At 72.0% G+C, this 25,781-nt stretch carries 18 protein-coding genes; 10 read left to right on the top strand and 8 right to left on the bottom strand.

Annotated elements, in window-relative coordinates; all coding sequences use genetic code 11:
* The first annotated feature begins 95 nt into the window (after positions 1-95).
* From FB457_RS05445 to FB457_RS05435, 3 genes are all read left to right on the top strand, one after another.
* Positions 96-2,339, top strand: coding sequence for an MMPL family transporter (locus FB457_RS05445; RefSeq protein WP_145781007.1), 2,244 nt, complete (start codon positions 96-98; stop codon positions 2,337-2,339).
* A gap of 244 nt (positions 2,340-2,583) precedes the next feature.
* Positions 2,584-4,956, top strand: coding sequence for an alpha-L-fucosidase (locus FB457_RS05440; RefSeq protein WP_486588926.1), 2,373 nt, complete (start codon positions 2,584-2,586; stop codon positions 4,954-4,956).
* Positions 4,957-5,019: 63 nt separating this feature from the next.
* Positions 5,020-6,486, top strand: coding sequence for an amino acid permease (locus tag FB457_RS05435; RefSeq protein WP_047014632.1), 1,467 nt, complete (start codon positions 5,020-5,022; stop codon positions 6,484-6,486).
* A 704-nt stretch (positions 6,487-7,190) separates the two neighbouring features.
* Here the strand turns inward: FB457_RS05435 and FB457_RS05430 are convergent.
* The 3 genes from FB457_RS05430 to FB457_RS05420 all read right to left on the bottom strand — a co-directional run bounded on the left by FB457_RS05430 (position 7,191) and on the right by FB457_RS05420 (position 10,336).
* On the bottom strand, positions 7,191-8,399 hold the full coding sequence (locus FB457_RS05430) for a PP2C family protein-serine/threonine phosphatase (protein ID WP_486588925.1): 1,209 nt from the start codon (positions 8,397-8,399) through the stop codon (positions 7,191-7,193).
* Between the two features lie 371 nt (positions 8,400-8,770).
* Positions 8,771-9,493 carry a hypothetical protein gene (locus FB457_RS35105; protein WP_186461928.1) on the bottom strand — a complete coding sequence of 241 codons (723 nt, stop codon included), beginning with the start codon at positions 9,491-9,493 and terminating at the stop codon, positions 8,771-8,773.
* A 24-nt stretch (positions 9,494-9,517) separates the two neighbouring features.
* A complete protein-coding gene (locus tag FB457_RS05420) occupies positions 9,518-10,336 on the bottom strand; it encodes a class I SAM-dependent methyltransferase (protein ID WP_047014634.1) in 819 nt (272 codons plus the stop codon).
* Positions 10,337-10,615: 279 nt separating this feature from the next.
* Here FB457_RS05420 and FB457_RS05415 point away from each other — a divergent pair, with 279 nt between their 5' ends.
* On the top strand, positions 10,616-14,071 hold the full coding sequence (locus FB457_RS05415) for a ThuA domain-containing protein (RefSeq protein WP_145781006.1): 3,456 nt from the start codon (positions 10,616-10,618) through the stop codon (positions 14,069-14,071).
* Between the two features lie 211 nt (positions 14,072-14,282).
* On the opposite strand, the gene FB457_RS05410 is transcribed toward FB457_RS05415, so the two are convergent.
* Positions 14,283-15,533 (bottom strand): ROK family protein, encoded by a 1,251-nt coding sequence (locus FB457_RS05410; protein WP_047014636.1) that lies wholly within the window; start codon positions 15,531-15,533, stop codon positions 14,283-14,285.
* 149 nt (positions 15,534-15,682) lie between these two features.
* On the opposite strand from FB457_RS05410, the gene FB457_RS05405 reads away from it, so the two are divergent.
* From FB457_RS05405 to FB457_RS05390, 4 genes are read left to right on the top strand one after another with little or no spacing between them, the layout of a single operon-like run.
* A complete protein-coding gene (locus FB457_RS05405) occupies positions 15,683-16,999 on the top strand; it encodes an ABC transporter substrate-binding protein (RefSeq protein ID WP_047014637.1) in 1,317 nt (438 codons plus the stop codon).
* Between the two features lie 10 nt (positions 17,000-17,009).
* Positions 17,010-18,011, top strand: coding sequence for an ABC transporter permease subunit (locus tag FB457_RS05400; protein ID WP_145781004.1), 1,002 nt, complete (start codon positions 17,010-17,012; stop codon positions 18,009-18,011).
* On the top strand, positions 18,004-18,858 hold the full coding sequence (locus tag FB457_RS05395) for a carbohydrate ABC transporter permease (protein WP_047014639.1): 855 nt from the start codon (positions 18,004-18,006) through the stop codon (positions 18,856-18,858). Before FB457_RS05400 ends, FB457_RS05395 begins: the two co-directional genes overlap by 8 nt.
* 20 nt (positions 18,859-18,878) lie before the next feature.
* Positions 18,879-20,240 carry a GH1 family beta-glucosidase gene (locus FB457_RS05390; protein ID WP_047019741.1) on the top strand — a complete coding sequence of 454 codons (1,362 nt, stop codon included), beginning with the start codon at positions 18,879-18,881 and terminating at the stop codon, positions 20,238-20,240.
* Positions 20,241-20,322: 82 nt separating this feature from the next.
* Here FB457_RS05390 and FB457_RS05385 read toward each other — a convergent pair whose 3' ends face one another.
* On the bottom strand, positions 20,323-21,615 hold the full coding sequence (locus tag FB457_RS05385) for an MFS transporter (protein WP_047014640.1): 1,293 nt from the start codon (positions 21,613-21,615) through the stop codon (positions 20,323-20,325).
* Between the two features lie 61 nt (positions 21,616-21,676).
* On the opposite strand from FB457_RS05385, the gene FB457_RS05380 reads away from it, so the two are divergent.
* On the top strand, positions 21,677-22,648 hold the full coding sequence (locus FB457_RS05380; RefSeq protein ID WP_145781002.1) for an ArsR family transcriptional regulator: 972 nt from the start codon (positions 21,677-21,679) through the stop codon (positions 22,646-22,648).
* A gap of 149 nt (positions 22,649-22,797) precedes the next feature.
* Here the strand turns inward: FB457_RS05380 and FB457_RS05375 are convergent, their stop codons facing one another.
* Both FB457_RS05375 and FB457_RS05370 read right to left on the bottom strand, forming a co-directional pair.
* A complete protein-coding gene (locus tag FB457_RS05375; RefSeq protein ID WP_047014642.1) occupies positions 22,798-23,586 on the bottom strand; it encodes an SDR family NAD(P)-dependent oxidoreductase in 789 nt (262 codons plus the stop codon).
* The gene (locus FB457_RS05370; protein ID WP_253911137.1) at positions 23,583-24,005 is read right to left on the bottom strand and encodes a limonene-1,2-epoxide hydrolase family protein; all 423 of its coding nucleotides are present in this window, start codon (positions 24,003-24,005) and stop codon (positions 23,583-23,585) included. The genes FB457_RS05375 and FB457_RS05370 overlap by 4 nt, the downstream gene beginning before the upstream one ends.
* 166 nt (positions 24,006-24,171) lie before the next feature.
* Between FB457_RS05370 and FB457_RS05365 the strand changes: the two genes are divergently transcribed.
* On the top strand, positions 24,172-24,993 hold the full coding sequence (locus FB457_RS05365) for an SAM-dependent methyltransferase (RefSeq protein ID WP_047014644.1): 822 nt from the start codon (positions 24,172-24,174) through the stop codon (positions 24,991-24,993).
* A gap of 40 nt (positions 24,994-25,033) precedes the next feature.
* Here FB457_RS05365 and FB457_RS05360 read toward each other — a convergent pair whose 3' ends face one another.
* Positions 25,034-25,588, bottom strand: a complete 555-nt coding sequence (locus tag FB457_RS05360) for a pyridoxamine 5'-phosphate oxidase family protein (RefSeq protein WP_047014645.1) — start codon at positions 25,586-25,588, stop codon at positions 25,034-25,036.
* Positions 25,589-25,781 lie beyond the last annotated feature (193 nt).

The raw sequence follows: 25,781 nt of genomic DNA, 5'->3' as shown, positions 1-25,781 counted from the left end.
CAACCACAACAGAACACGGCTCCACCTGGCGCACGCCGCTCTCGTCGTCGGGCTGGTTCAACACAACCCACCGTCGAGATCAGGAGAACCTGCTCGTGGCCACCTTCCTATACAAACTCGGTCGGCTAGCCTTCCGGCGGCGCCGTATCACGGCGCTGATATGGCTGCTGCTCTTCGGCCTCGCCGGGGCCGGGGCGGCGACGGCGGGCACCCCGCCCGAGGACGAATTCGCGCTGCCCGGCACCGAGGCACAGCAGGCCTTCGACCTTCTTGAGGAGCGCTTCCCCGGGCAGTCCGCCGACGGCGCGACGGCCCGCATCGTCTTCGAGGCACCCGACGGCCAGAAGATCACCGCCACCGACAACCGCGAGGCTGTCGACGGCGTGCTCGACGGCATCGCGGGCGACCAGGTGGAGTCCGTCAGCGACCCCTTCGCGGACAACGCGGGTGTCAGCAAGGACGGCTCCACGGCGTACGCGGTCGTCGACTACAAGGTCACGTCCATGGAGATCGAGGACAAGACCCGCGAAGCCCTCACCGACCTGGGGGAGAAGGAGCGCGACGACGGGCTGACCATCGAGGCCGGCGGCGACGCCGTGATGGCCGAGCCCGACATGGGCAACGGTGAGATCATCGGTATCGGCATCGCACTGGTCGTGCTCGTGATCACCTTCGGTTCGCTGGTCGCGGCCGGGCTGCCGATCATCACCGCGCTGATCGGCGTCGGGATCGGCATCTCCTCGATCACCGCCCTGGCGACCGTGTTCGACCTGTCCGCGACCACCTCCACGCTGGCGATGATGATCGGCCTCGCGGTCGGCATCGACTACGCCCTGTTCATCGCCTCCCGCTACCGGGCGGAGCTGACGGACGGCCATTCCCGCGAGGAGGCGGCGGGCCGCGCCGTGGGCACCGCCGGTTCCGCGGTGGTCTTCGCCGGCCTCACCGTGATCATCGCGCTGGCCGGCCTGGCGGTCGTCAACATCCCGATCCTGACGAAGATGGGCCTGGCCGCGGCCGGCACGGTCGCGCTCGCCGTGCTCATCGCGCTCACGCTGGTCCCGGCGGCGCTCGGCATCGTGGGCAAGCGGATCTACGGCAAGAAGGTGCGCAAGGCCAACCCGGAGACCGGCGCTCCGAAGGCGTCCGACCACGACGCCAAGCCGAACATGGGCACCCGCTGGGCCCGCGGGGTGCTCAAGCGCCCGGTCCTGGTGCTCGCCGCCACCGTCATCGGGCTCGGCGCGCTGGCCGCGCCGGTGGCGAGCATGGAGCTGGGCCTGCCGGACGAGGGCAGCCAGCCGACGGACACGACGCAGCGCAAGGCGTACGACATGCTGTCCGAGGCGTTCGGCCCGGGCTTCAACGGCCCGGTCACCGGCGTCATCGACGCCGGTGAGGCGGAGAACCCGCAGCAGGCGGCCGACGAAGCCGTCGCGCGGATCTCCGATGTGGACGGCGTCGTCTCCGTCACCCCCGCGGCGTTCAACGAGGCCGGAGACACCGCGACCGTCATGGTCACCCCGTCCACCGGCCCGAGCGACACCGACACCAAGGACCTGGTCCACGAGATCCGCGACCTGGCGTCGGCGCTCCAGGACGAGACCGGTGCCGAGCTCTACCTCACCGGCAACACGGCCGTGATCATCGACTTCTCGCAGGTGCTCGACGACGCGCTGGTGCCGTATCTGGCACTGGTCGTCGGCCTGGCGTTCGTCCTGCTGATGCTGGTGTTCCGCTCGGTGCTGGTGCCGCTGAAGGCCGCGCTCGGCTTCCTCTTCTCCGTGCTGGCCGCGCTCGGCGCCGTCGTCGCGGTCTTCCAGTGGGGCTGGCTGGCCGGGCTGCTGGGGGTCGAGGAGACCGGTCCGATCATGTCGATGATGCCGATCTTCCTCATCGGCGTGGTCTTCGGTCTGGCCATGGACTACGAGGTCTTCCTCGTCAGCCGGATGCGCGAGGCGTACGTCCACGGGGAGTCGGCCGGCGACGCCGTAGTCACCGGCTTCCGCTACGGCGCCCGGGTGGTCACCGCGGCCGCGGTCATCATGATCAGCGTCTTCGCCGGCTTCATCGGCGCGGGCGACTCCATGATCAAGATGATGGGCTTCGGCCTGGCGGTGGCGGTCCTCTTCGACGCCTTCCTGGTTCGCATGACCATCGTTCCCGCGGTGCTCGCGCTGATCGGCACGTCCGCCTGGTGGCTGCCGAAGTGGCTGGACCGGATCCTGCCGAACGTCGACGTGGAGGGCGAGAAGCTGTACCGGCAGCTCGCCGCGGCCCCCGCGCCGCCGCCGACGGCCGGTGAGGAGCGGGCACCCGAGCCCACCGGCGTGCGCTGAGGCACGACCCGCGGTGCCCGGCACCGCGGGACCACATCAACCCGACCGGGGCCCGGTGGCGTTCGCGCCACCGGGCCCCGGCGCGTTGCCGCTCGGCCCCACCTGTCGCCGCCCCGCTGCGGCCCGCTGCGGCGAGCCTTGACGTTCATCCGATGAATCTCTACGTTCCCTCTCCAGCAAGCGCTTGAATCTGACACAACCCCCATAGACATCGGATGGGTCAAGGTCCTAGAGGGAGAACGGGATGAACGGGTTTGCACGACGGCACGTGCTGGCGATCGGCGCGGGAACCGCGGCGGGCTCCGCGCTGGGCCTCGCGCCCACCGCCGCGGGCGCCGCGCCACAGGGCCCGGCCGGGGCCGCCGGCGAGAACGCGACCGCCGACGACTGGGGCCGGGTCCCCGACCCCGTACCGGTACCGCTGACGGGCCACTTCGACAACGACGGCGTCGACACCGCCGACGCCCGCGGCGGCGACTTCGACGGCAGCGGCTACACCTACCCGGGCGAGGAACTGCCCGCGGGGCCGGTCGAGGTCGACGGGTTCCCCTTCGACTTCCCCGGCTCGGGCGCCGGCGCCCCCAACAACGTCGTCGCCATGGGCCAGCGCATCGAACTGCCCCCGGGCCACTACCTGAGCGTGCTCTTCCTCGCCTCCTCCTCGTACGGCACCGCCTCCGGCGAGGCCACCGTGCACTACGCCGACGGCGGCACCGCCACCGCGGGACTGTCCGCCCCCGACTGGTACTCCGGCGGCGGCTCGCTCAGGGCCCCGTACCGCTACGCCCCCGACGGCACCAAGGACCCGCACCAGGTCTCCATCGCCGTCGTCGAACTCGGCCTGGACCCGGTGCGCGAGGCGGTCGCGCTCACCCTGCCGGTCATCAACCGGGCCGAGCCCGACAAGTCGGCGCTGCACGTCTTCGCGCTCTCCCTGCAGCCCGTCGCCGAGGGGCGCGCCGTCGCGCTGCGCAACGTCCGCTCCACCACCACCTCGCTGGAGCGCTCCGGCGCGCAGTCCGTCGAGGCAACGCTGATCAACGCCGGCGGAGTGTGGATCGCCGCCCGCGACGGCCTGTCGGTCACCGTCGACACCGAGGGAGCCCGTACGGTCGCGCCCGTCGCGGTGCCGCGGCTCGGCCCCGGCGAGCAGGCCCGGGTCACGGTCGGCATCCGCAACCGCGCGGGCGTGGCGCCGGGCACCGTGCAGGAAGGCCGCGTCGTCGCCACCGGGCGGGGCGGCACGGCCGCCGAGGTCACGCGTCCGCTGACTCTCGGCGTGCCCGACTTCGAGCCCACCGACGCGTCGCTGAGCAGCCATCAGGCGCCGTACTGGTTCAACGACGCCAAGTTCGGCATCTTCATCCACTGGGGGGTGTACTCGGTGCCCGCCTGGGCGCCGGTCGGCAAGCAGTACGCGGAGTGGTACTGGCAGCAGATGAACCAGCCGGACAACCCGACGCACGCGCACCACCGGGAGGTGTACGGCGAGGACTTCGCGTACGACGACTTCATCCCGATGTTCCGGGCCGAGCGCTTCAACCCGCGCTCCTGGGTCGAGCTGTTCCGGGACGCGGGCGCGCAGTACCACGTGCTCACCTCCAAGCACCACGAGGGCTTCGCGCTCTGGGACACCAAGCTCTCCACCCGCAACTCCGTCGCGATGGGCCCGCGCCGCGACCTGATCAGGGAGCTCTTCGACGCGTCCCGCAGGTACACCCCCGGCCTGCACTGCGGGCTGTACTTCTCGATGCCGGAGTGGTTCAACCCGGACAACCCCTGGTACGGCCACGCCCCGCGCAACCCGTACACCCTGGAGCCCGTGCCCTACACCGGCTACGCCCCGGGGCAGGACTACGTCCGCGACTACCAGGCCGGGCAGATGCTGGAGCTGATCCACGAGTACGACACCGAGATCATGTGGTGCGACATCGGCGGCGACAACGACAGCCACCGGGTGCTCGCCGAGTTCTTCAACCACGCCAAGAACCGCCCGCGGCCGATCGAGGTGACGGTCAACAACCGCTCCGGCATCGGCCCGCACGACTTCACCACGCCCGAGTACGAGGTGTACGAGAACACCGTCGTCGCCAAGTGGGAGGCCAGCCGCGGCCTCGATCCGCGGTCCTACGGCTACAACGCCGAGACGCCCGACGACGCATACATGACGACCGAGGAGGTCGTGCACAGCCTCGTCGACATCGTCAGCAAGAACGGCAACTTCCTCCTCGACATCGGCCCGCGCGCCGACGGCACCATCCCCGAGATCATGGAGCGGCGGCTGCGCGAGACAGGCGAGTGGCTGCGCGTCAACGGCGAGGCGATCTACGGCACCACCTACTGGTCGCGCATGGCCCAGCTCGGCGAGGACCTGCGGTTCACCATGAAGCGCGACGCCTTCTACATTCACTCGCTCGCCGCACCCTCGCCCCGGCTCGTCGTCGAGGCCCCGGTGCCCGTCAGGGCCGGCGACGAGATCACCATGCTCGGCTACGGCGACCGCCCGCTGAACTGGGACGTCGACGGCGGCGCGCTGGTCGTCGAGGTTCCGGCGGCGGCCCGCAGGGCGGGGAAGCACGTCTGGGTTTTCAAGGTGAGCACCCGCCCCTCTTCCTGAAAGGCACCTCATCCGTCATCGTGCTCCACTGTCATCGAACGGCCTCGACGGAGAGGACGCACCATGGCAGGGCTCTGGAGCACGGACGGCGTACTGCGCCGCAAGCCCATCGAGCACATCGGGGCGACCGAGGGCGGGAGCGGCGAACAGCTCACCCGGGTCCTCGGGCTGTGGCAACTCACGGCGATCGGCGTCGGCGGCATCATCGGCGCGGGCATCTTCGCGCTCGCCGGCGCGGTCGCCAACGGTACGGCGGGCCCCGCCGTGCTCGTCTCCTTCCTCATCGCGGGGGTGGCGAGCGCGGCGGCGGCCCTGTCGTACGCGGAGTTCGCCGGCCTGATCCCCAAGGCGGGGTCGGCGTACACGTACGGCTACGCCGTCCTCGGCGAACTCGCCGGGTGGTTCATCGGCTGGGATCTGCTGCTGGAGTACACCGCGATCGTCGCGGTGGTGGCCATCGGCATCTCCGGCTACTTCTCCTTCCTCATGGAGAACCTGGGCGCCGACCTGCCGGCGTGGATGCTCGGCGCCCCGGGCACCGGCGAAGGGCACAAGGTCGACCTGTTCGCGGTCGTGCTGTGCCTGCTGGTCGCGTACCTGCTGACCCTCGGGATCAAGAACGCGGCGCGCTTCGAGACCGTCGTGGTGGTGCTGAAGGTCGTGGTCGTGCTCGTCGTCATCCTGGTCGGCGTCTTCCACATCGACACCGCCAACTACAACCCCTTCTTCCCCTACGGCGTCGGCGGCGCGTTCACCGGCGCGGCGACGGTGTTCTTCGCGGTCTTCGGCTACGACGCGATGTCGACGGCGGCCGAGGAGTCGAAGGAGTCGCAGCGGCACATGCCGAAGGCGATCCTCTACTCGCTGGCGATCTCGATGCTGCTGTACGTGGCCGCGACGCTGGTGCTGACGGGGATGCAGAACTACAAGGGCATCGACCCGGAGAGCGGCTTCTCCACGGCGTTCGAGTCGGTGGGTCTCGGCTGGCTGGCGAACCTGATCGCGGTGGGAGCGATCATCGGCATCCTCACGGTGATGTTCACCTTCATGCTCGGCGTCACGCGCGTCTGGTTCTCGATGAGCCGCGACGGTCTGCTGCCGAAGTGGTTCGCCAAGACGCACCGGACGCGGCACGTGCCGACGCGGGTGACGTGGATCGTGGGCGTCGGCTCGGCGCTGATCGCGGGCTTCCTGAAGATCGGAGAGGCCGCGGAGCTGACGAACATCGGGATCCTGCTGGCGTTCGTGGTGGTGTGCGTCGCGGTGATCGTGCTGCGCTACCGGCAGCCGGACCTGCCGCGGACGTTCCGCTGCCCGGGGATGCCGGTCGTGCCGCTGATAGGGGTCGGCTTCTCGATCTGGCTGGTGACGTTCCTGAAGTGGGAGACGTGGCTGCGGTTCGGCGTGTGGTTCGCGGTCGGGATGGTCGTGTACTTCGCGTACTCCTACCGCCGCAGTGAACTGGCCCGCGCCGAGCAGGCGGCGGCGGACGGGCCCGATCTCCACAAGCGGGACGAGCCGCGCGGCTGACGCCGGGGCGGGCCCCGTACCGGACGCGGACAGTGCGCCGGTACGGGCCCTGCCGCCCGGGGGTGCTGAGACGGGACTGCGACCGCCCACGGACCGGGGCTCAACCCGCCGGTGGATTCCTGAGGAGGGGTGATGAGTTTCCGGCGCCCGCCGGGTCTCACCTTCCAGACGGAACCACACCGCCACCGGCGGCCCGGCTGGGCCGCCGCCTCCCGACCGAGAGTGCAACGGGACGATCGTCTTAGACGAGACCGAGGGGCCGCCGAGGCCCCATTTTCGAGGTCTCATCGGAGTAGCCCATGTCCACCCGCGTCACGGCCCGCTGGCCGTGCTCTTAGCTCTCGCGGCCCTGGCCGGCGGCGCCGGCGCCGCCGGCTCGCCGCGGCCGACGCCGTCGCCGACCGCCTCGGCGGCAAGGTCGACGCCGTCCGCACGGTCGCCGTGAGCCGGGCCTGGGCGATTCCGTTGGTGCAGCACCGGGCGATGAAGCCCGGTCGCACCGAGGGAGGGCATGACCCAGACACGGCAGAAACCCGCAACGGGATGATCTTGCACCCTGGGCGTGCGCATCAGGCTCATGGCCTCGGATACCCCGCTCCAGGACTCGGTCTGGGACGACGGCCGGGCGGGGAACGGCCGGTAACCCGACGCCGGATCGGTCAGGTGCTCGCACGCCCCGCCGTACGCAGGGAGGTCCGTTCTCGCTAGAAGTCCAGTGTGGCCAGGTGGTCCGCGGTGCCGCCCCGCCATTCGACGAGGAAGAGGGTGGCGTCATCGCTGGTGAGGTCGCGCCTCTCTCTCTTCAGGGCGTGGGACAGGGCCCGCGCCATTTGCTGCACGCTCCCGCACGTGGGTCCGACGTGTTCGATCATCTCGATCATGCGCTCCTCGCCGAACTGTTCCTGGCCAGGCTGGTGTTCTTCGGTGAGACCGTCGGTGAAGAACATCACCCGGTCGCCTCGTTGGAGTTCCAGGGCTGAGACCAGTGGTGTGGCGCCGCCGAAGCCGACCGGCAGCGTGCCCGGGTTCTCCAGTGACCGCACGACCCGGTGGTCGCGGATCAGCAGTGCGGCCGGGTGTCCGGCGTTGACCCATTGCAGGTGACCGGTTCCGATGTTCAGGCGCATCATCTGTGCGGTGACGAACTGGTCAGGGCCGAACTGCTCGTCGATGGCGGTGTCCATGAAGGAGTACAACTCGTCCAGGTTGACATCGGCGCGCCGAGCGTGGCGGTAGGCGCCCACGGCGACGGTCGCAAGGACGGACGCGTTCAGGCCGTGGCCCATCGCGTCGACGATGGCCAGGTGCAGAATGTCGTCGTTGAGGGCGTAGTCCAGACTGTCACCGGCGATGTTGTAGGCGGGCTCCAGAATGCCGGCGACCTCGACCTGCGGGGTACGCATGGACAACGGTGGCAGCAGCGACCACTGGATCTCGGCGGCCACACTCATCGGCTCTCGACGCCGGGCCTGGAAGAACCTGTCCGTGTACGCGTCCTTGGTCACCAGCATGTCGGCCACCAGGCCGGCCAGCCGCCGCAGCAGCCTGCGGTCTCCGTCCTCGACGGTCTCCAGGGTCAAGCCCATCACCCCGACCTCGTCGCTTCCGTCCAGCAGCGGCAGGTACACCCGGACACCGTCGTCCCGGGCCTCCTCAACCGCCGTCAGGTGCAAGAACGCCTCGCCCGCCCGGGAATCATCGATGGGCACTGCCTCACCGCCGACCAGCCCTCTGCCCGGCAGCGGCACCAGCATGAGCTGCTCGTAGTCCTGGAGCAGGATCATCACGTCCCAGCCACCGACCCTCTTCACTTCCTCGGCCACCAGCGGGGCGATGAGCTGCGGCGGCATCTCATGGGCCCGGTCCAGCAGCTGACCCAGCAGCCGCTCGCCGAACCCCTCCGACAGATCCACCGGAACCCTCCGGTTCTCCGACTCACCCCGCGCCACCGGGTCACGTCCCTTCACTCGTCCGACACCATCACCGTGGAGTTAACGATCGCCGAAGCCCTCCCGGATTCGGCCGAGCAGGTGTCTCAGAGGGTCTGCGAGGAGCGCGACGCGGCCGCAGAACTCCCGGGGCGGCCAAGAGACATCGGCATCGAGCCACGTGTCCCCCCGCGGAGCGGAGGCGGTTCCTGTTTGGTGGACCTCCAGGAGGCGTCGGTGCGCGAGGCCCGCAAGCGCCGCGGCGTCGCGGCCTGGCCTTGCACTCGAACGCATGCTGAAGCCGTGGAGATGCGTCCGTGGTGCCCGGATATGGGCCGCCCGCCACGCGTCCGCGGCTATCCGGTGACCCGACCAGGAGCGGGCCAGCGAGGTGTCCAGGCCATTCGGCAAACCGGCGATGACGGTGTCGGCGCCGGCTGCTTCGGCGGCGGCGTGCACGGCGGCGTCGCCCTCAGGGCAGGGCTGGCCGAGGGTGATGTTCTCGCGGGCGGCCGGCGGCCAGCGGCTGTAGTCCTGCGGGACGAGCGCGACCTTGCACAGGACGGTGGCGGGGTCGGCGTCTGCGAGATCCATGCGGCCGGCGACATCAGGAGCACGAGCGCGCTCCAGGTCGCGAGCGTTCCGACGGCGGTGAGGGCGTCGCCGGCGCCCTGCACGACCAGGGCCTGCCGGGTGGCGGTGAGCTGTTCGGCCTCCAGGCGGCCGGAGGCGATGCGGTACTGCCGGGTCAGGAAGCCGGCCATGGTGCCGGCACGGACCTCGTCGGCGGTGTTCCGTTCGGTGGTGTAGGAGCGGAACACGTTGCGCAGGCGGGAGTCGCCGAGGTTGCGGTGGTGCGCGGCGTGCTCGACCGCGCGCCCCGTACGGCGCCCCATGCGCAGGGGGGTGACGGAGAGGACCAGCAGCGGCAGCAGCACCGGGTGCAGCACGGTGACGACGGTCGCCGCGGCGGCGGGCCGGGCGGCGGCGGAGGTCAGCTCGGCCGGGCGTACGGCCCCGACGTCACGGCCCTGGCCAGGGCCGCCAACCTGGACTTCGTCCGTACGCTCGGCGCTCATCGCGCCTCGACCTACCGGGAGACGTCACCGGCCGGATGGGGCCCGCTCGACGTCGTCCTCGGCGGGTGTCGGGGGCTCATCGCCGCGGACCGCGACCAGCACGCACCTGTCGCCGCACTGCCAGACCGTGCCGACGGCCGCGAAGCCCGCCTTCTGCAGCAGGTCCACGTGGCGCGCCAGGCTCAGCCCGTTGTCCCCCGCGGGGGCCGCGCCGCGGCGGCGCCGCTCGGCGAAGAGCCGGGCCAGCTCGGGCGCCTCGGCCGCCGCGTCCCACCACGACGACCAGTCCTCGCCGCCCGGCATCCGCCGCCGCTCGGCCAGCCGGCTGCCGACCTCGCCCGCCAGCTCGGCGACGGCCGCGTCCTCCGGCGGCAGCCGGCCGGCGTTGACGAGCAGCCCGCCGGGGCGGAGCAGGGTGTGCAGCCTGCCGTAGACCTCCAGGAGCACGCGCTCGGGGAGGCGGTGCAGCATGGTCGCGGAGACGGCGGCGTCCAGGGGGCGGTCCAGCTCCAGCTCGTCCTGCCAGCCGATGCCGCCGATCACCGTGTCGACGAAGCGCACCTGCGTGCCGTGCATCCGGCGGCCGAGGCCGAGCAGCACGGGGTCGGCGTCGGCGGCGACGACGTCGAGCGCGGGCATCCGGCGCTTGAGCCGGGAAGCCAGCGAGCCCGTACCGCAGCCGAGGTCGAGGACGACAGGGCGCTCCCGGCCCGCGGTGATCAGCTCCACGAGGTCACCGACGACGGTGAACCGCTCCTCGCGACCGGCCTCCCGCTGCTCCCGCTGGAGTTCCCAGCGCACCGCCCAGCCCTTGGCCGCCGCCGCGCTCAGGTCCTCGCCCATTCCGTGAGGATACCCGGCTACGAGATCTTGAACTCGCGGCGACGCCGCGAGCGGGGCGGTGCGCCGCACGTGACCGGACATCCCGGCGCTCCGCTCACGTGGGGTTTCCGCCCCTTCCCGTACACCCGGAGGGCGGCCGGTTCCCGGTCCGCGCACGACCGTTGACCACCTGGAGGTAAGGGCTTACTTTGACAGGGCACCGTCAGCAAGCGCTTTCTACGCCACTCGAAACGGGCCCGCCCTCCGGCGCGCCCGCGTTCCGGCACGACTGGGAGCACTATGAGACGCCTAGCAAGACCACCCCTGTCACCCATCGCCGTCCTGGCCGCGCTGCTGGCGCTGCTCCTGGGCACGGCCTCGGCGACGGCCGCCCCGCAGGACGAGGAGGCCGGCTTCCGGGTCCTGGTCTTCTCCAAGGTCACGAACTTCTACCACGACTCCATACCGGCGGGCATCGAGGCTGTCGAGAAGCTCGGCGAGGAGCACGGGTTCGAGGTCGACTCGACCGACGACGCGGCCGCGTTCACCGAGGAGAACCTCGCGAACTACGAGGCGGTCGTCTTCAACAACACCAACTCCACGCCGGAGAGCGGCGACCTGCTCGACGCCGGCCAGCGGGCCGCGCTGCAGTCGTACATCCAGGGCGGCGGGGGCTGGCTCGGCCTGCACGCCGCCTCGGCCAGCGAGCGCGACTGGGACTGGTACGAGGGCCTGGTCGGCGCGATCTTCGACAAGCACCCCGTGCCGCAGACCGGCCGGATCAAGGTGCTGGACAACACCCACCCCTCCACCAAGGGCCTGCCCCAGCTCTGGGAGCGGAACGAGGAGTGGTACAACTGGCGCGCCAACCCGACCGGCAAGGTGCACACCCTCGCGCAGATCAAGGTGCGCGACGGCATCACCGGGCTGGACGAGGGCGTCGACCATCCGTTCTCGTGGTGCCAGAAGTACGACGGCGGCCGGTCGTGGTTCACCGCCGGCGGCCACGACGCCTCGTCCTTCGACGAGCCGCTCTTCCTCAAGCACCTGCTCGGCGGCATCCGGTGGGCCGCGGGCGACGCGCCCGGCGACTGCTCGGCCACCCAGACCGGCAACTTCCAGCGCACCCCGCTGGTCACCAGCGACCTGGCCGACCCGTTCGAGCTGGCCGTCGCCCCCGACCGGCGGGTGTTCTACGCCCAGCGCACCGGTGAGCTGAAGGTCGTCGACCAGGAGACGCTGCAGGTCACCACGGCCCTGGACTTCGACTACACCCCCGAGATGACCAGCCAGTCCGACGGCCTCCTCGGGCTCACCCTGGATCCGGACTTCGCGCGCAACAACTGGATCTATCTCCTCCACTCCGACAAGGAGAAGAACCTCATCAACCTGTCCCGCTTCACCATGAAGGGGAACACCGCGGACCCGGCGTCGCAGAAGGTGCTGCTGACGGTCCCGACGTGGCGCGGCGAGGGCCGGGCCAACGTGCACATGGCGGGCTCGCTGACGTTCGACACGAAGGGCAACCTCTACGTCGCCACCGGCGACAACACCGACCCGTTCGAGTCCAGCGGCTTCACGCCGATCGACGAGCGCGAAGGCCGGCGCGCCTGGGACGCCCAGGGCACCGCGGGCAACACCAACGACCTGCGCGGCAAGGTGCTGCGGGTGACGCCCACGAACGGCGGCGGCTACACCATCCCGAAGGGCAACCTCTTCAGGCAGGGCGAATCGAAGACCCGTCCCGAGATCTACGCGATGGGCCTCCGCAACCCGTTCCGCATCACCACCGACCCGATCTCCGGCGCCCTTCTGGTCGCGGACTACGGCCCCGACGCGCGCAGCGCCGACCCGAACCGCGGCCCCGAGGGGACGGTGGAGTACAACCGGATCACCAAGGCGGGCAACCAGGGCTGGCCGTACTGCATCGGCAACAACACGCCGTTCAACGACTACGACTTCGCGGCCGGCAAGGCCGGGGAGAAGTTCGACTGCTCGGCGCCCGTGAACGACTCACCGAACAACACCGGCAAGACGGAGCTGCCGCCCGCGCAGCCCGCCACGGTCTGGTACGCGTACTCGGCCTCGCAGGAGTTCCCCGAGCTGGGCACCGGCGGCGGCGGCCCGATGAGCGGCCCCGTCTACGACTACGACCCGGAGAACGACAGCCCGTACAAGTTCCCCGAGTACTTCGAGGGGAAGTGGATCACCTACGAGCTGACCCGCAAGTGGTTCAAGACCTTCTCGTTCCAGGAGAAGGACCAGCAGTTCGAGGATCCGCGGTTCGCGCCCGTCAAGAAGGGCGACCTGCAGTCGATCAACGGGATCTTCGGCGACATGAGCTGGGTGCAGCCCTTCGAGGCGGACTTCGGCCCCGACGGCTCGCTGTACGTCATCGACTTCGGCGAGGGCAGCGGCACCGGCCGCGGCGGCAGCAACGAGAAGGCGGGCATCTACCGCATCGACTACGTGGCCGAGGGCCGGCCGCCGGTGGCGAAGCTGTCGGCGTCGGCGGACTCCGGGCCCGCGCCGCTGACGGTGGAGTTCTCCTCGGAGGGCTCGCACTCGCCGGGCGACGACCCGATCACGTACGCCTGGGACTTCGACGGCGACGGCACGACCGACTCCACGGACCCCCACCCGACGCACACCTACACCGAGAAGGGCCGGTTCACCACCCGGCTGACGGTGGAGGGGCCGCCGGAGCGTACGGCGATGGCGGTGCACGAGGTCACCGTCGGCAACACCCGTCCCGAGGTGAAGGTCACCACGCCGGCCGACGGCACCGCGTTCGACTTCGGCGACACCGTTCCGTACAAGGTGGAGGTGAGCGACGCGGAGGACGGTGACATCGACTGCTCGCGCGTGGTGGTGCAGACGCAGCTCGGGCACGACGACCACCTGCACCCGCTGGACAACCTGACCGGCTGCGAGGGCGAGTTCAAGACCGACCCGGGCGACAGCCACGGCCCGGGGCAGAACCTCTACTACGGCATCAGCGCGCAGTACGAGGACGACGGCGCCGAGGGCGTGCCGAGCCTGGTCGGCTCCGACTCGCTGAGCCTGCGGCAGAAGTTCCGCGAGGCCGAGCACCACAACGGCACCGGCGGCGCGAACGGCGGCGTGGAGACGCTGGCCCGGGAGGACTCCTCCGGGGGCAAGCGGCTGGGCGAGATCGAGCACGGCGACTGGATCGTGCTGGACCCGGGGACCCCGAGCGGGATCGACTCGGTGACGGTCGGCGCCTCCTCCGGCGGGCTCGGCGGCGACGTCGAGTTCCGCGCGAACGCGCCGGACGGCGAGCTGCTGGGCAAGGCGACGATCCCGAACACCGGGGACTTCGCCAAGGTGGTCTCGCCCACGGTGCCGCTCACCGATCCGGGCGGGGTGGAGAAGGTCTACCTGGTCTTCACCAACCCGGCGTGGACGCCGTCGAGCCCGGACCTGATGGCGCTGGACTGGCTGCACTTCAACGGCCGCGGCGCGGAGAAGGAGTCGGCGGCGAAGGTGACGGTGACGGCCTCGCCGGAGAGCGCGACGGCGCCGGCGGAGTTCTCCTTCGAGGGCGCGGTGACGCTGCCCGAGGGGCGTACGGCCACGTCGTACCACTGGACCTTCGGGGACAACGCGACGGGCGACGGTGCGGCGACGGCGACGCACACGTACACCGGGAAGGGGACGTACACCGCGCATCTGACCGTCACGGACGACACCGGGAACCTGACGACCGGTGCGGTGCAGGTGACGGTGAACTGACCGCAGGCTGACGCACCATGCGGCGGCGGCCGGCCGGGGACGCCCGGCCGGCCGCCCTGCGCCTGCCGCGGGCGCCGCGGGAGGGCGGGCCGGGGCAGCGCAGGGCGGACCGGAGCCGGAGAAGGCCGCAGGCTTCGCGGCGGCCCGCACCGGGCGCCGCCCACCCGGCGCCGGGCGGCGGTTCGTGCGCGGGCGGGAGCGCCGGGAGGCTTCAGCGGGCCGGGGTTGCCGCGGTGTCGCGGTGTGACGTGCCGCCTGCGTCGAGGAAGTGGCTCAGCGGGAGCGTCGCGGCGCCGACCGTCACGGCGTCGGTGCCGAGTTCGCCCATCTCGATCGCCGCGCGCGCCGCCGGGTAGCGCAGCGCGTACATGGCCGTGGCCCCGCGTACCGCCGGCAGCAGCCGGGGGCCCGCGAGCAGCCCGGCCCAGCCCGACAGTACGATGCGCTCCGGGTTGAAGAGGTTGACGAGGTCCGCGATGCCGGCGCCGAGGTACTCGGCGGTCTCGTCCAGCACGGCGCGGGCCGCGGGGTCGTCGGCGGCGATCAGCTCCGCGAGCGCCGACTCCTCGTCCGTGGCGACCGGTTCGCCGCCCGCCTCCCGCCAGCGCCGCAGCATCCCCTCCGCGCCGACGTACGCCTCCAGGCAGCCGCGGGCGCCGCACCGGCAGCGCCGTCCGCGTATCCGCATGGTGGTGTGCCCCCACTCCCCCGCGCCGCTGGACGAGCCGCCGTAGGCGGTGCCGTCGGTGACGACGCAGGCGCCGACGCCGGAGCCGATGAGCGCGATGACGGCGTTGCGCGCGCCGCGGCCCGCGCCGAACCACATCTCGGCCTGGCCCAGCGTCTTGGCGCCGTTGGCCACGGTGTACGGCACGTCCGCCAGGCCGGGCGCGCCGGTCGCGGCGGTGCGCAGCATCGCCTCCAGGGGTACGGCGTCCCAGCCGATGGTCTGCGCGTACACCACCGCGCCGCCGCGGGCCGGTTCGCGGTCGACGATGCCGGGGACGCCGAGGCCGACGCCGAGCAGCTCGCCGGCGGCGACGCCCGCGTCGGCGAGCACGGCGGCCAGCCCCTCGGCGATGTGCGCGACGACCCGCCCGGCGTCCCGGCCGCCGTCGGCGAGCGGGCGCTCGGCACGCGCGAGTTCGGTACGGGCGAGGTCGAACAGCTCCACCCGCACCCGGGTCTCGCCGACGTCGACGCCGGCGATGTGCCCGCAGCGCGGCGCCACCCGCAGCAGGGTGCGGGGGCGGCCGCCGTCGGAGTCGACCGCGCCCGCCTCCTCCAGCACCCCCTCCGCGATCAGCTCCGCGGCGACGTTGCTGATCGACCCGGAGCTGAGCCCGGTGACCGGGCCCAACTCCTGACGGCTCAGCGGCCCTTCGAAGTACAGGTGGCGCAGTACCGCGGAGCGGTTGCTACGGCGCAGGTCGCGCACGGTACGGCCGTTGTTTCTCGCCATGTGGCTCCTTCCCGGAGGAAAGATACGTGCCGGGAAACGCGTGTGAGAAGGGTTGACGAGGACTTCTTTCACTACTTAACTCACGCCCTGAATTAAGCGCGGGCCGCGTTCACAGCCTTAAGCCATGTGCCCGGAGAGGGGCCCCACCCATGCGCAGAATCCGCCTGGCGGCGACCGCCGCACTCGCCACCGCCCTCAGTGTGACCGCCGCCGCCTGCGGCGGCGGCAGCTCGACGGGTTCGGAGGGCAGCAACGACAAGCCCGACGAGCTGACGTACTGGGCGAGCAACCAGGGCACCAGCCTGGAGCACGACAAGGAGGTGCTGACCCCGGAGATCGAGAAGTTCGAGAAGAAGACGGGCATCGACGTCAAGCTCGAAGTCATCCCCTGGGACAGCCTGCTGGACCGGATCCTCGCGGCCACCTCCTCCGGGCAGGGCCCCGACGTGCTCAACATAGGCAACACCTGGTCCGCCTCGCTGCAGGCGAGCGAGGGGCTGCTGGCGTGGGACGACAAGACGCTGGACCGGATCGGCGGCAGGGACCGGTTCGTCCCCTCGGCGCTGGCCGCCGCGGGTGCCGAGGGCCAGGACCCCGCGGCGGTACCGCTGTACTCCCTCTCGTACGCGCTCTACTACAACAAGCAGATGTTCGCCGACGCGGGGATCGAGGAACCCCCGGCGACCTGGGACGACTTCGTCGCCGTCGGCAAGAAGCTGACGAAGGACGGCAAGTACGGCGTCGCCGTCGAGGGCGGCAACCCGGTGGAGAACTCGCACCACGCCTTCGTCTTCGGCAAGCAGCACGGCGCGGACTTCTTCGACGCCGAGGGCAACCCGACGTTCGACACCCCCGAGGCGGTGGCGGCGGTCAAGCAGTACGTCGACTTCCTCGCCGACGACAAGATCGCCGCGGTCGGCAACGCCGAGTACGCACAGAACCAGTCGATCAAGGACCTCGCCACCGGCAAGGCCGGGATGCTGCTGTGGCAGGCCGCCGGCAGCTCGCTCAAGGCGCACGGCATGAAGCCCGAGGAGTACGGCGTCGCGCCGGTACCGATGCAGAGCGAGAACCCGCCGGAGGGCCGGAACGTCAACTCCATGGTCGCCGGCATCAACATCGCCGTCTTCAAGAACACCGACAACCTCGACGGCGCCCTGGACTTCGTGGAGTTCATGACCTCCACCGAGGAGCAGCAGATCCTCAACAAGACCTACGGCTCCATCCCCCCGGTCAAGGAGGCGCAGGAGCACGAGGCGTTCAGCACCACCGACCTGACCGTGCTGCGCGAGGTGCTGTCCACCAGCTCCGCGCCGCTGCCGCAGGTGCCGGACGAGGCGCAGTTCGAGACCCTCGTCGGCGACGCGATGAAGGAGCTGTTCGCGGACGCCGCCGCCGGCGACGAGGTGACCACGGAGTCGGTCCGGAAGCGGCTGACCGAGGCCCAGCAGCAGATGCAGAAGTGAGCGGCGCCGGATGACCGCGACCGTCCTCGACACGCCCCCGGCCGGCCCCGGCGACAAGCCGCCCGCCGGCCGGGACGCCACCCGCAAGCGCCGCCGCACCGGCCGCGTACGGCGCGGCGCCCTGCCGTACCTCCTGCTGCTGCCCGCGCTCCTCCTTGAGCTGCTGATCCACCTGGTGCCGATGGCCGTCGGCGTGGTGATGAGCTTCAAGGAGCTGACCCAGCACTACATCCGCGACTGGGGCGCCGCACCCTGGACGGGCCTGGACAACTTCCGTATCGCCGTCGACTTCGACGCCCCCGTGGGCGAGGCGCTGCTGCGCTCGTTCTTCATCACCTGCGCGTTCACGGTGCTCGCGGTCGGGTTCTCGTGGCTGCTCGGCGTCACCGCGGCGATCCTGATGCAGGACGCCTTCCGCGGCCGCGGCCTGCTGCGCGCGCTCTTCCTCACCCCGTACGCGCTGCCCGTCTACACCGCCGTCATCACCTGGTCCTTCATGCTCCAGCGGGACAACGGCCTGGTGAACCACGTGCTCCACGACCAGCTGGGGTTCACCGGCCAGCCCACGTTCTGGCTGATCGGCGACAACGCGTTCGTCTCGCTGGTCGTCGTCTCGGTCTGGCGCACCTGGCCGTTCGCCTTCCTGGTGCTCACCGCCGCGCTCCAGAGCATCCCGCGCGAGGTGTACGAGGCGTCCGCGATCGACGGCGCCGGGATCTGGCAGCAGATCCGCCGGATCACGCTGCCGTCGCTGCGGCCGGTCAACCAGGTGCTGGTCCTGGTGCTGTTCCTGTGGACCTTCAACGACTTCAACGTGCCGTACATCCTCTTCGGCAAGTCGGCACCGGAGTCCGCGGACATCATCTCCATCCACATCTACCAGTCGTCCTTCGTGACCTGGAACTTCGGCGCCGGCTCGGCCATGTCCGTGCTGCTGCTGCTCTTCCTCCTGGTCGTCACGGCCGGCTATCTGCTGCTCACCTCGCGGGGAAGGAAGGCGGCCCGTGCATAGCTCCCCCACCGCACCACCGCGGTCGTTCGTCTGGACCCGGCGGATCGTGCTCACGCTGCTGACGGTCTTCGCGGTCACGCCCGTGTACGTGATGCTCAGCAGCTCGCTGAAGCCGCTGGAGGACGTCACCGGGGCGTTCCGGTGGATCCCCAGCGGGCTGACCATCCGGCCGTACCTCGACATCTGGGACACGGTGCCGCTGGCCCGTTACTTCCTGAACTCGCTGATCGTGGCGGGCGCCGCGACCGGCTGCTCGGTCGTCATCGCGGTCTTCGCCGCGTACGCGGTCAGCCGCTACCGCTTCCGCGGCAAGCGGCTCTTCACGGTCACGGTGCTGTCCACCCAGATGTTCCCCGGCATCCTGTTCCTGCTGCCGCTCTTCCTGATCTTCGTCAACATCGGGAACACCACCGGGATCGCCCTCTACGGCTCCCGCGGCGGCCTGATCCTCACGTACATGACCTTCACCCTGCCCTTCTCGATCTGGATGCTGGTCGGCTATCTCGACTCCCTCCCCCGCGACCTGGACGAGGCGGCGCTCGTCGACGGCTGCGGGCCGCTGAAGGCGCTGTTCCGTGTCGTGGTGCCGGCGGCGGTCCCCGGGATCGTCGCCGTCGCCATCTACTCCTTCATGACCGCCTGGGGTGAGGTGCTCTTCGCCTCGGTCATGACCAACGACGTCACCCGGACGCTCTCCGTCGGGCTGCAGGGGTACGCGACCCGGACCGAGGTGTACTGGAACCAGGTCATGGCCGCCTCCCTCGTCGTCAGCCTCCCCGTCGTCGCCGGATTCCTGCTGCTCCAGCGCTATCTCGTCGCCGGGCTGACCGCAGGAGCCGTCAAGTGACCACGTCCGAAAGGAACTCCGTGACCGACCTGCACCTCGACCGCCTCCCGTCCGACTTCGTGTGGGGCACGGCCACCGCCGCGTACCAGATCGAGGGCGCCGTACGCGAGGACGGGCGCTCCCCGTCGATCTGGGACACCTTCTCGCACACGCCCGGCATGGTCGACGGCGGCGACACCGGCGACACCGCCTGCGACCACTACCACCGCTGGCCCGAGGACATCGCGCTGATGCGCCGGCTGGGCGCCGGGGCGTACCGCTTCTCGATCGCCTGGCCGCGGGTCGTCCCGGGCGGCGACGGGCCCGTCAACGAGGCGGGGCTGGCCTTCTACGACCGGCTCACCGACGCGCTCCTCGAAGCCGGCATCACGCCCTTCCCCACGCTCTACCACTGGGACCTGCCGCAGGCGCTCCAGGAGCGCGGCGGCTGGGCGGAGCGCGCGACCGCCGAGGCGTTCGCGGCGTACGCGGACGCGGTGGCCCGCCGGCTCGGCGACCGGATCACCGACTGGGCCACGCTCAACGAGCCGCTCTGCTCGGCCTGGATCGGCCATCTGGAGGGCCGGATGGCACCGGGGCTCACCGACCTCACGGCGGCGGTACGGGCCTCGTACCACCTCCACCTCGGCCACGGCCTGGCGGTCCAGGCGCTGCGCGCCGCGGTGCCGGGGGCACGGATCGGGCTGGTCAACAACCTCACGCACTGCGAGCCGGCCTCCGACCGCGACGAGGACATCGCCGCCGCCGCGCGCGCGGACGGGCACACCAACCGCTGGTGGATGGACCCCGTCCACGGCCGCGGCTACCCGGAGGACATGCGCCGGCTGTACGGCGTGGACCTGCCCGAGCACCCCGGGGACCTGGAGACCATCGCCGCCCCGCTGGACTGGCTCGGCCTGAACTACTACTTCCGCCAGGTCGTCGCCGACGATCCGGACGGGCCGCTGCCGTACGCGCGCCAGGTCGACCTGCCCGGCGTGCGGCGCACCGCGATGGGCTGGGAGGTTCACGCCGAGGGGCTGACGAAGACGCTGGAGCGGATGGCCGACGACTACCGCGCCCGCTGCCTGTACGTCACCGAGAACGGCGCCGCCTACCCGGACGCGGTCGGCCCCGACGGCCGGATCGACGACCCGGAGCGCACCCGCTATCTGGAGGAGCACCTCGCCGCCTGCGCGGAGGCGGTGCGCCGGGGTGTGCCGCTGGCGGGGTACTTCGCGTGGTCGCTGCTGGACAACTTCGAGTGGGCGTACGGCTACGACAAGCGCTTCGGGCTCGTCCACGTCGACTACGCCACCCAGCGGCGCACCGTGAAGGGCAGCGGCCGGCGCTACGCCGAGCTGATCCGCGGCCACCGCGCGGCGGCGCGGCGCGCGGCGTAGCGCGTACGGCACACGCTCCGCCCGGGTCCGCCGCCGCGTGCCCCGCACGGCATCCCCCCACCACGACGGCGTGCCCGGGCGGTCACGCGCGCGGCGCCCGCGGCCCGGCCCCGGACTCCCGGTCCCGCGTCCCGCCCCCGCCACCGGGCGGACGCGGGGCCGGGTCCCGCGCCGGGGCGGTGGCGGCACCACCGTCCGCACTCACCCGGCCCGCCGCACCCGCCGCGCGCAGGCCGGGAGTCAGGGTCAGCGTGACGGCGATCGAGAGCGCCGCCATCGCGGCCATCGCCGTCGCCGGCGAGGTCAGCTCCGCGATGCCGCCGGCGAGGGCGGCGGCCACGCCCTGCATGGTGAGCATCCCCGAGGTGTGCAACCCGAGAGCCTGGCCGCTGAGTTCGTCAGGCGTCAGCGCCATCAGCCGCTCCTGCTGGACGAGGCTCGCGGCGAACCCGGCCGAGGCGAGGGTGACCGCCACCGCCGCCACCGCCGGCGGCGGGCGCAGCGCGAAGACCAGGTACGGGACCGCCAGCAGCAACAGCAGCGGCACCCCGAGCCGGGGCCGCCACCGGGCGGGCAGCACCCGTCCGGTGAGGACGTCGCCGGTGAGCATGCCCAGCGCGGTGAGGGCCAGCAGGGCGCCGGCGCGGTCCGGTGCGTACGGCACGAACTGCGACTCGGCGCCGACGACGAGGCCGTTGGGCAGCCAGAGCGCGAGATACAGGGTGCGGCGGTGCCGCGAGGACCAGAGCAGCCCGTTGACCCGCCAGGTCTCCGCGACCGAGGGCCGGCCCGCCGCGCGCGGCGCCCGGCGGCCGAGCCCGGCGCGGGCGACGGCGGCGCCGGTGAGGAACGCCGCGGCGGCGACGAGGAGCGTGCCGCGCGGCGACAGCACGGTCACGAGCACGCCGCCGACCGCGAAGCCGGTGATCTGCATGGCGCCGGCGGACATGTTCACCACCGACCTGCCGAGCAGGTAGCCGTCGCGCGGCAGGATCTCGTTGAGCAGCCCGTAGCGCACCCCGCCGCCCACGGAGGCGAGCAGCCCGAGGCAGACCAGGATCGCGAACGCGCCCCACACCGGCAGCCCCGGCGCGGCCTGCGCGGTGGTGGCGGCGGCGTAGACGAGGGCGAGCGCGGTCATCGCGCCGCGCGGCGGCAGCCGGTCCGCGGCGGACAGCAGCAGGGTCGCGCCGAGCACCTGGGCGAGCGAGGGGCCGAACATGGCGAGGGCCGACAGCAGCGGGGAACCCGTCTGCTCGTAGATGTGCGTGCCGAGCGCCAGGCCGCTGATCGTCAGCCCGGCGACCTGGAGGGAGGAGGCGGCGAAGAGGGGAGTGAACTCCGGGGCCCGGAACAGCTCGCGATAGGTGCGCATGCCGGGCAGCCTCGGGGAGATCGCGGCCGGGGGGTTAGAGTTTCGCCGGGAGGCGAAAGCAATGGGGTGGTGGCAGGTCGACGCGGACACGCTGGCGGGCAGCCGGTTCGTGGTCTCGCCGCTCGCGGAGACCCTCGCGTGCCTGAAGACCCTCGCCCGCGGCACCCCCTCGCACCCCGGGGAGCGCGCCTGGCTCGACGCCCACCTGCCCGCGTACCGCGCGCGGCAGGCCGCGGACCCGGTGGCCGACGAGCTGGTCCGGGCGGGGCTCCTGCGGCCGTGGAACGCGGACTTCCTCACCCCGACGCCCACGGGCGCGGCGGGGGCGTCCTTCGAGGAGGAGCTGGCGGCGGTACGGGCCACGCCCCCGGACGCCGCCCGCGCCGACGTCGCCGTCTCCCTCGACGGCCGGCTGCCGGAGCGGCTGCGCCGCGACGACCTGCCGCGGCGGGCGGCGGAGGTCATGGAGTGGGTCTGGCGGGAGACGGTGCTGCCGGACTGGCCGCGGCGCCGGCGGATCATCGAGGCGGACATCGTCGCGCGCACCGCGCAGGTGGGGCACGGCGGCTGGGCGGCGGCGCTGGACGCGCTGCGGCCGGGGACGCGGTGGCTGGGCGCGAGCCGGCTGCAGATAAACGTGCGCGACTACCCGCCGCGGGACGTCTCCGGCGCGCAACTGCTCTTCGTGCCCGTGGTGCCGCGCACCGGCTGGGTCTGCTGGGAGGCACCGCACCGCTACGCCCTCGTCTACCCCTGCGCCGGGGCCCTGGCCGACACCGGGACCGCCGCCCCGGCGGAGTCGCTGGGCCGGCTCCTCGGCCCGGGGCGGGCGACGGTGCTGGCGCTGCTGGACACCCCGAAGAGCACCACGCAACTGGTGGCGCTCACCGGGCAGGGCCTCGGCTCGGTGGGGCGGCACCTGCGGGTGCTGCGCGACGCCCGGCTGGTGGGACGGCGGCGCGCGGGGCGGTCGGTGCTGTACTACCGCACGGCAGTCGGCGAGGTGCTGGTCGCGGCGGAACGGGACGACTGAGCCCGCGGCGTACGGGCGCGGCCCCGGCGTCATACGGGTGCCGCCCCCGCGGCGTACGGGCCGCCGCGAGACGGGCGTACGCGGCCGCCCGTGACGGGCCCGCCCGCCGTCCCGGTCCGGGACGGGTGCGTGCGTACCGCCGGGAACGCTCAGCCGGCCGAACGGTCGCGCTGGTAGCCGCCGTCGATGTCCCAGACGGCGCCCGTGACGTACCCGCTCTCCGCGCTGTCCAGCAGGGTCAGGGCCGGCCGGGCGATCTCCTCCGGGGTGGCCATCCGCTTGACGAGGTTGGTGGCGATCGTGGCCTCCTCCAGCCCCGGGATGGCCTTCGCCGCCTCGTACATCGACGGCGTGTACGTGCCGCCCGGGCAGAGGGCGTTGACCCGGATGCCGCTGGGCGCCAGCTCGATGGCCCAGGTGGACACCAGGTAGTGCAGCGCCGCCTTGGTGGCGCCGTACACGCCGAGGCCCGGGACGGGCAGCCGGCCGGTGGCCGACGACGTGAGGGTCACCGCCGCGCCGGGGCGCTTCGCCAGCTCCGGCGCCGCCGCGCGGACGAAGGTGATGGGGCCGCGCAGGTTGACCGCGAGCATGCGGTCGACGTGGTCGAGCGGCTGTCCCGCGATGTCGCCGGGCAGCAGCGTGCCGGCGTTGAAGTGCAGCAGGTCCAGACCGCCGTGGGTGTCGACGGCGTGGGCGACCGCGCGGGCGGCGGTCGTCTCGTCGGCGACGTCGCCGGCGACGCCGGAGGCGGCCGGGCCGAGCTTGGCGGTGGCCTCGGCGAGCACGTCCTCGCGCCTTGCCACCAGGACGACGTTGGCGCCGCCGGCCACCAGCCCGGCGGCGACCGCCAGGCCGATGCCCTCGCTGGCCCCGGCGACGACGGCGGTCCTGCCCGCGAACCGCCCGCCCGGGTCCTCCCCGGTCTGCGCGGTCACGCGTCGCCCGCCATCAGGTGGGCCAGGAGCGCGGAGTCGTAGTAGTCGCGCCAGGACGTGATCTTGCCGTCGGCGACCTCGAAGGTGCCCATGACGGGCAGCGACTCGACCAGGACGGCGCCGTCCTTGCCGGTCCAGTGCTCGTGGCGCTGGGTGAGCACGGTGCCGCCCCGGCTCGCGATCCGCAACACCTCTCCCCCCACGCTCTCCAGTCCGGTCTGGTCGACGAGCTGCTGGAGGAAGCCCAGGATCTGCTCCGTGCCGCGGACCTCCGGCAGCCCCTGGTTGTCCCAGACGCAGTCGTCGGCCAGATGGCGGCGGAAAGCGGGCACCATCTCGGCGTAGGTGGTGCCCATGTCGGCGAAGAACTGCACGACGAGGGCTTCTTCTTCGGTGGCGGGTTCGTTCGGGGCTGGCATGTCCCGGAACGCTATTGAGCGCCCGCGCCGCCCGTCAAGGCGGAGCCGTACTTCTCGCCAGCCCCAATCGTCCCATGGCTCAAGGTCGTTGACCCCATGGTGCGACGCCCCGTGGCAGCGGATAGGCTCGGCCCCCACGTCACCAGCCGGGCAGAAAGGGACTGTTGTGGAGGACGAGGGCAACGGGCGGGCGGCCAAACCGGGACCCGGCGACATCGACACCACCAAGCCCAGCATCGCCCGGGCCTACGACGTGGTGCTCGGCGGCAAGGACAACTACAAGGTCGACCGGGCCGTCGCCGACCAGTTGCGGGAGACCATGCCGCACATCGACGACCTGGCGTGGCTCAACCGCGAGGCGCTGGGCCGCACAGTGCGCTACCTGACCGCCGAGGCGGGCATCGACCAGCTCATCGACCTCGGCGCCGGGCTGCCGACCATGGAGAACACCCACCAGGTCGCCCAGCGCCACCTGCCGGGCGCCCGCGTGGTCTACGTCGACAACGACCCCATCGTCCTCGCCCACGGCCGCGCGCTGCTCCAGGAGAACGACGACACCTTCGTCATCACCGCAGACCTGCGGCGCCCGCAGGAGATCCTGGAGCACCCCGACGTGCGCCGGCTGATCGACTTCTCCCGTCCGGTGGCGATCCTGCTCGTCGGCATCCTCCACCACCTCCACGACGACGAGGACCCGCAGGGCATCGTGGACGCGTACATGGACGCGGTCCCGTCGGGCAGCCACCTGGTGATCACCGCCTTCTGCGACGTCGGCGAGGAGGCCCGGGCGCTGCAGGACACCTTCCTCTCCTTCCTCGGCACCGGCCGCTTCCGCACCGCCGCCGAGATCGAGAGCTACTTCACCGGTCTCGAACTGCTGGAGCCGGGCGTGGTCTCGCTGCCGCACTGGCGTCCCGACAAGCCGGTGCGCACGGATCTGAAGCTCTACGAGCGCCTGATGGCCGGAGGCGTCGGCCGCAAGCCGTGACGCGGCGGACCCGGCAAGGCCCCGCCGGAGCGCCCGCGGCTCAGGCTCCGCCGGGCGCCCGGGCGGGGAAACGGTAGCGGGTCTGGCCGAACGGCTCGCCCTTGGCGAAGGCGAACGCGACCCGCGGAGTGACCTCGAAGACCAGCGGGCCCTCGCCGCGGCGGATGGCCTCGGGGAGCCCGTGGAAGGTGCCCTCGGGCGAGGTGACGTGGCGGCCGTACTTGGCGGTGTACGCGTCCGCGACCCGGCCGAGCAGGGCGCGGTCGCGGACCTGTGCGGCGTCGCCCTCGACGACCACGTCGAGCCCTTCGTCAAGGGCGCTGCCGCCGGTGCTGACGATGCAGTGCGGGTTGGCGGCGAGGTTGCGGGCCTTGCGCTCCTCGGCACCGGTGCCGAAGTACACGGCGCCGTCGAGCCACACGCCGATCAGCGGGGTGACGTGGGGGCGGCCCTCGGGGCGTACGGACGTCAGCCAGAAGGTCGCGGCCGTCTCCAGCTCGCGGCGGGCGTCCGGCCAGGGGGTGGCGGCGGCCCCGGCGCCGCTGAAGGCCGCATCGAGCGTCGTCTCGGGCTGGTGGGCTGTCGCTTCTGTCATGCGGACTCCTTGCGGTGCACGGTCTCGGCGGTCTCCCGCGCGCTGTTCTCCCTGCCGGTGTCGACCAGCCTGGCGGCCGGAACTCATCGGGCGGCGCCACCACGGAGGCGTGTCGGCGTTGTTGACGGTCCAGGAACGCGATGGGAGGCTCTGTTTCCGAGTTCGTGAAATCGATTTCTCAGGACACCTTCGG

The organism is Streptomyces sp. CNZ287 (genome assembly GCF_007827615.1).
This window is presented reverse-complemented; position numbering and strand designations above follow the sequence as displayed.

Coding starts and splice junctions, on each gene's coding strand:
- FB457_RS05440 (WP_486588926.1), top strand. CDS start 2,584: ATGAACGGGTTTGCACGACGGCACGTGCTGGCGATCGGCGCGGGAACC.
- FB457_RS05435 (WP_047014632.1), top strand. CDS start 5,020: ATGGCAGGGCTCTGGAGCACGGACGGCGTACTGCGCCGCAAGCCCATC.
- FB457_RS35105 (WP_186461928.1), bottom strand. CDS start 9,493: ATGAGCGCCGAGCGTACGGACGAAGTCCAGGTTGGCGGCCCTGGCCAG.
- FB457_RS05420 (WP_047014634.1), bottom strand. CDS start 10,336: ATGGGCGAGGACCTGAGCGCGGCGGCGGCCAAGGGCTGGGCGGTGCGC.
- FB457_RS05415 (WP_145781006.1), top strand. CDS start 10,616: ATGAGACGCCTAGCAAGACCACCCCTGTCACCCATCGCCGTCCTGGCC.
- FB457_RS05410 (WP_047014636.1), bottom strand. CDS start 15,533: ATGGCGAGAAACAACGGCCGTACCGTGCGCGACCTGCGCCGTAGCAAC.
- FB457_RS05405 (WP_047014637.1), top strand. CDS start 15,683: ATGCGCAGAATCCGCCTGGCGGCGACCGCCGCACTCGCCACCGCCCTC.
- FB457_RS05400 (WP_145781004.1), top strand. CDS start 17,010: ATGACCGCGACCGTCCTCGACACGCCCCCGGCCGGCCCCGGCGACAAG.
- FB457_RS05385 (WP_047014640.1), bottom strand. CDS start 21,615: ATGCGCACCTATCGCGAGCTGTTCCGGGCCCCGGAGTTCACTCCCCTC.
- FB457_RS05380 (WP_145781002.1), top strand. CDS start 21,677: ATGGGGTGGTGGCAGGTCGACGCGGACACGCTGGCGGGCAGCCGGTTC.
- FB457_RS05370 (WP_253911137.1), bottom strand. CDS start 24,005: ATGCCAGCCCCGAACGAACCCGCCACCGAAGAAGAAGCCCTCGTCGTG.
- FB457_RS05360 (WP_047014645.1), bottom strand. CDS start 25,588: ATGACAGAAGCGACAGCCCACCAGCCCGAGACGACGCTCGATGCGGCC.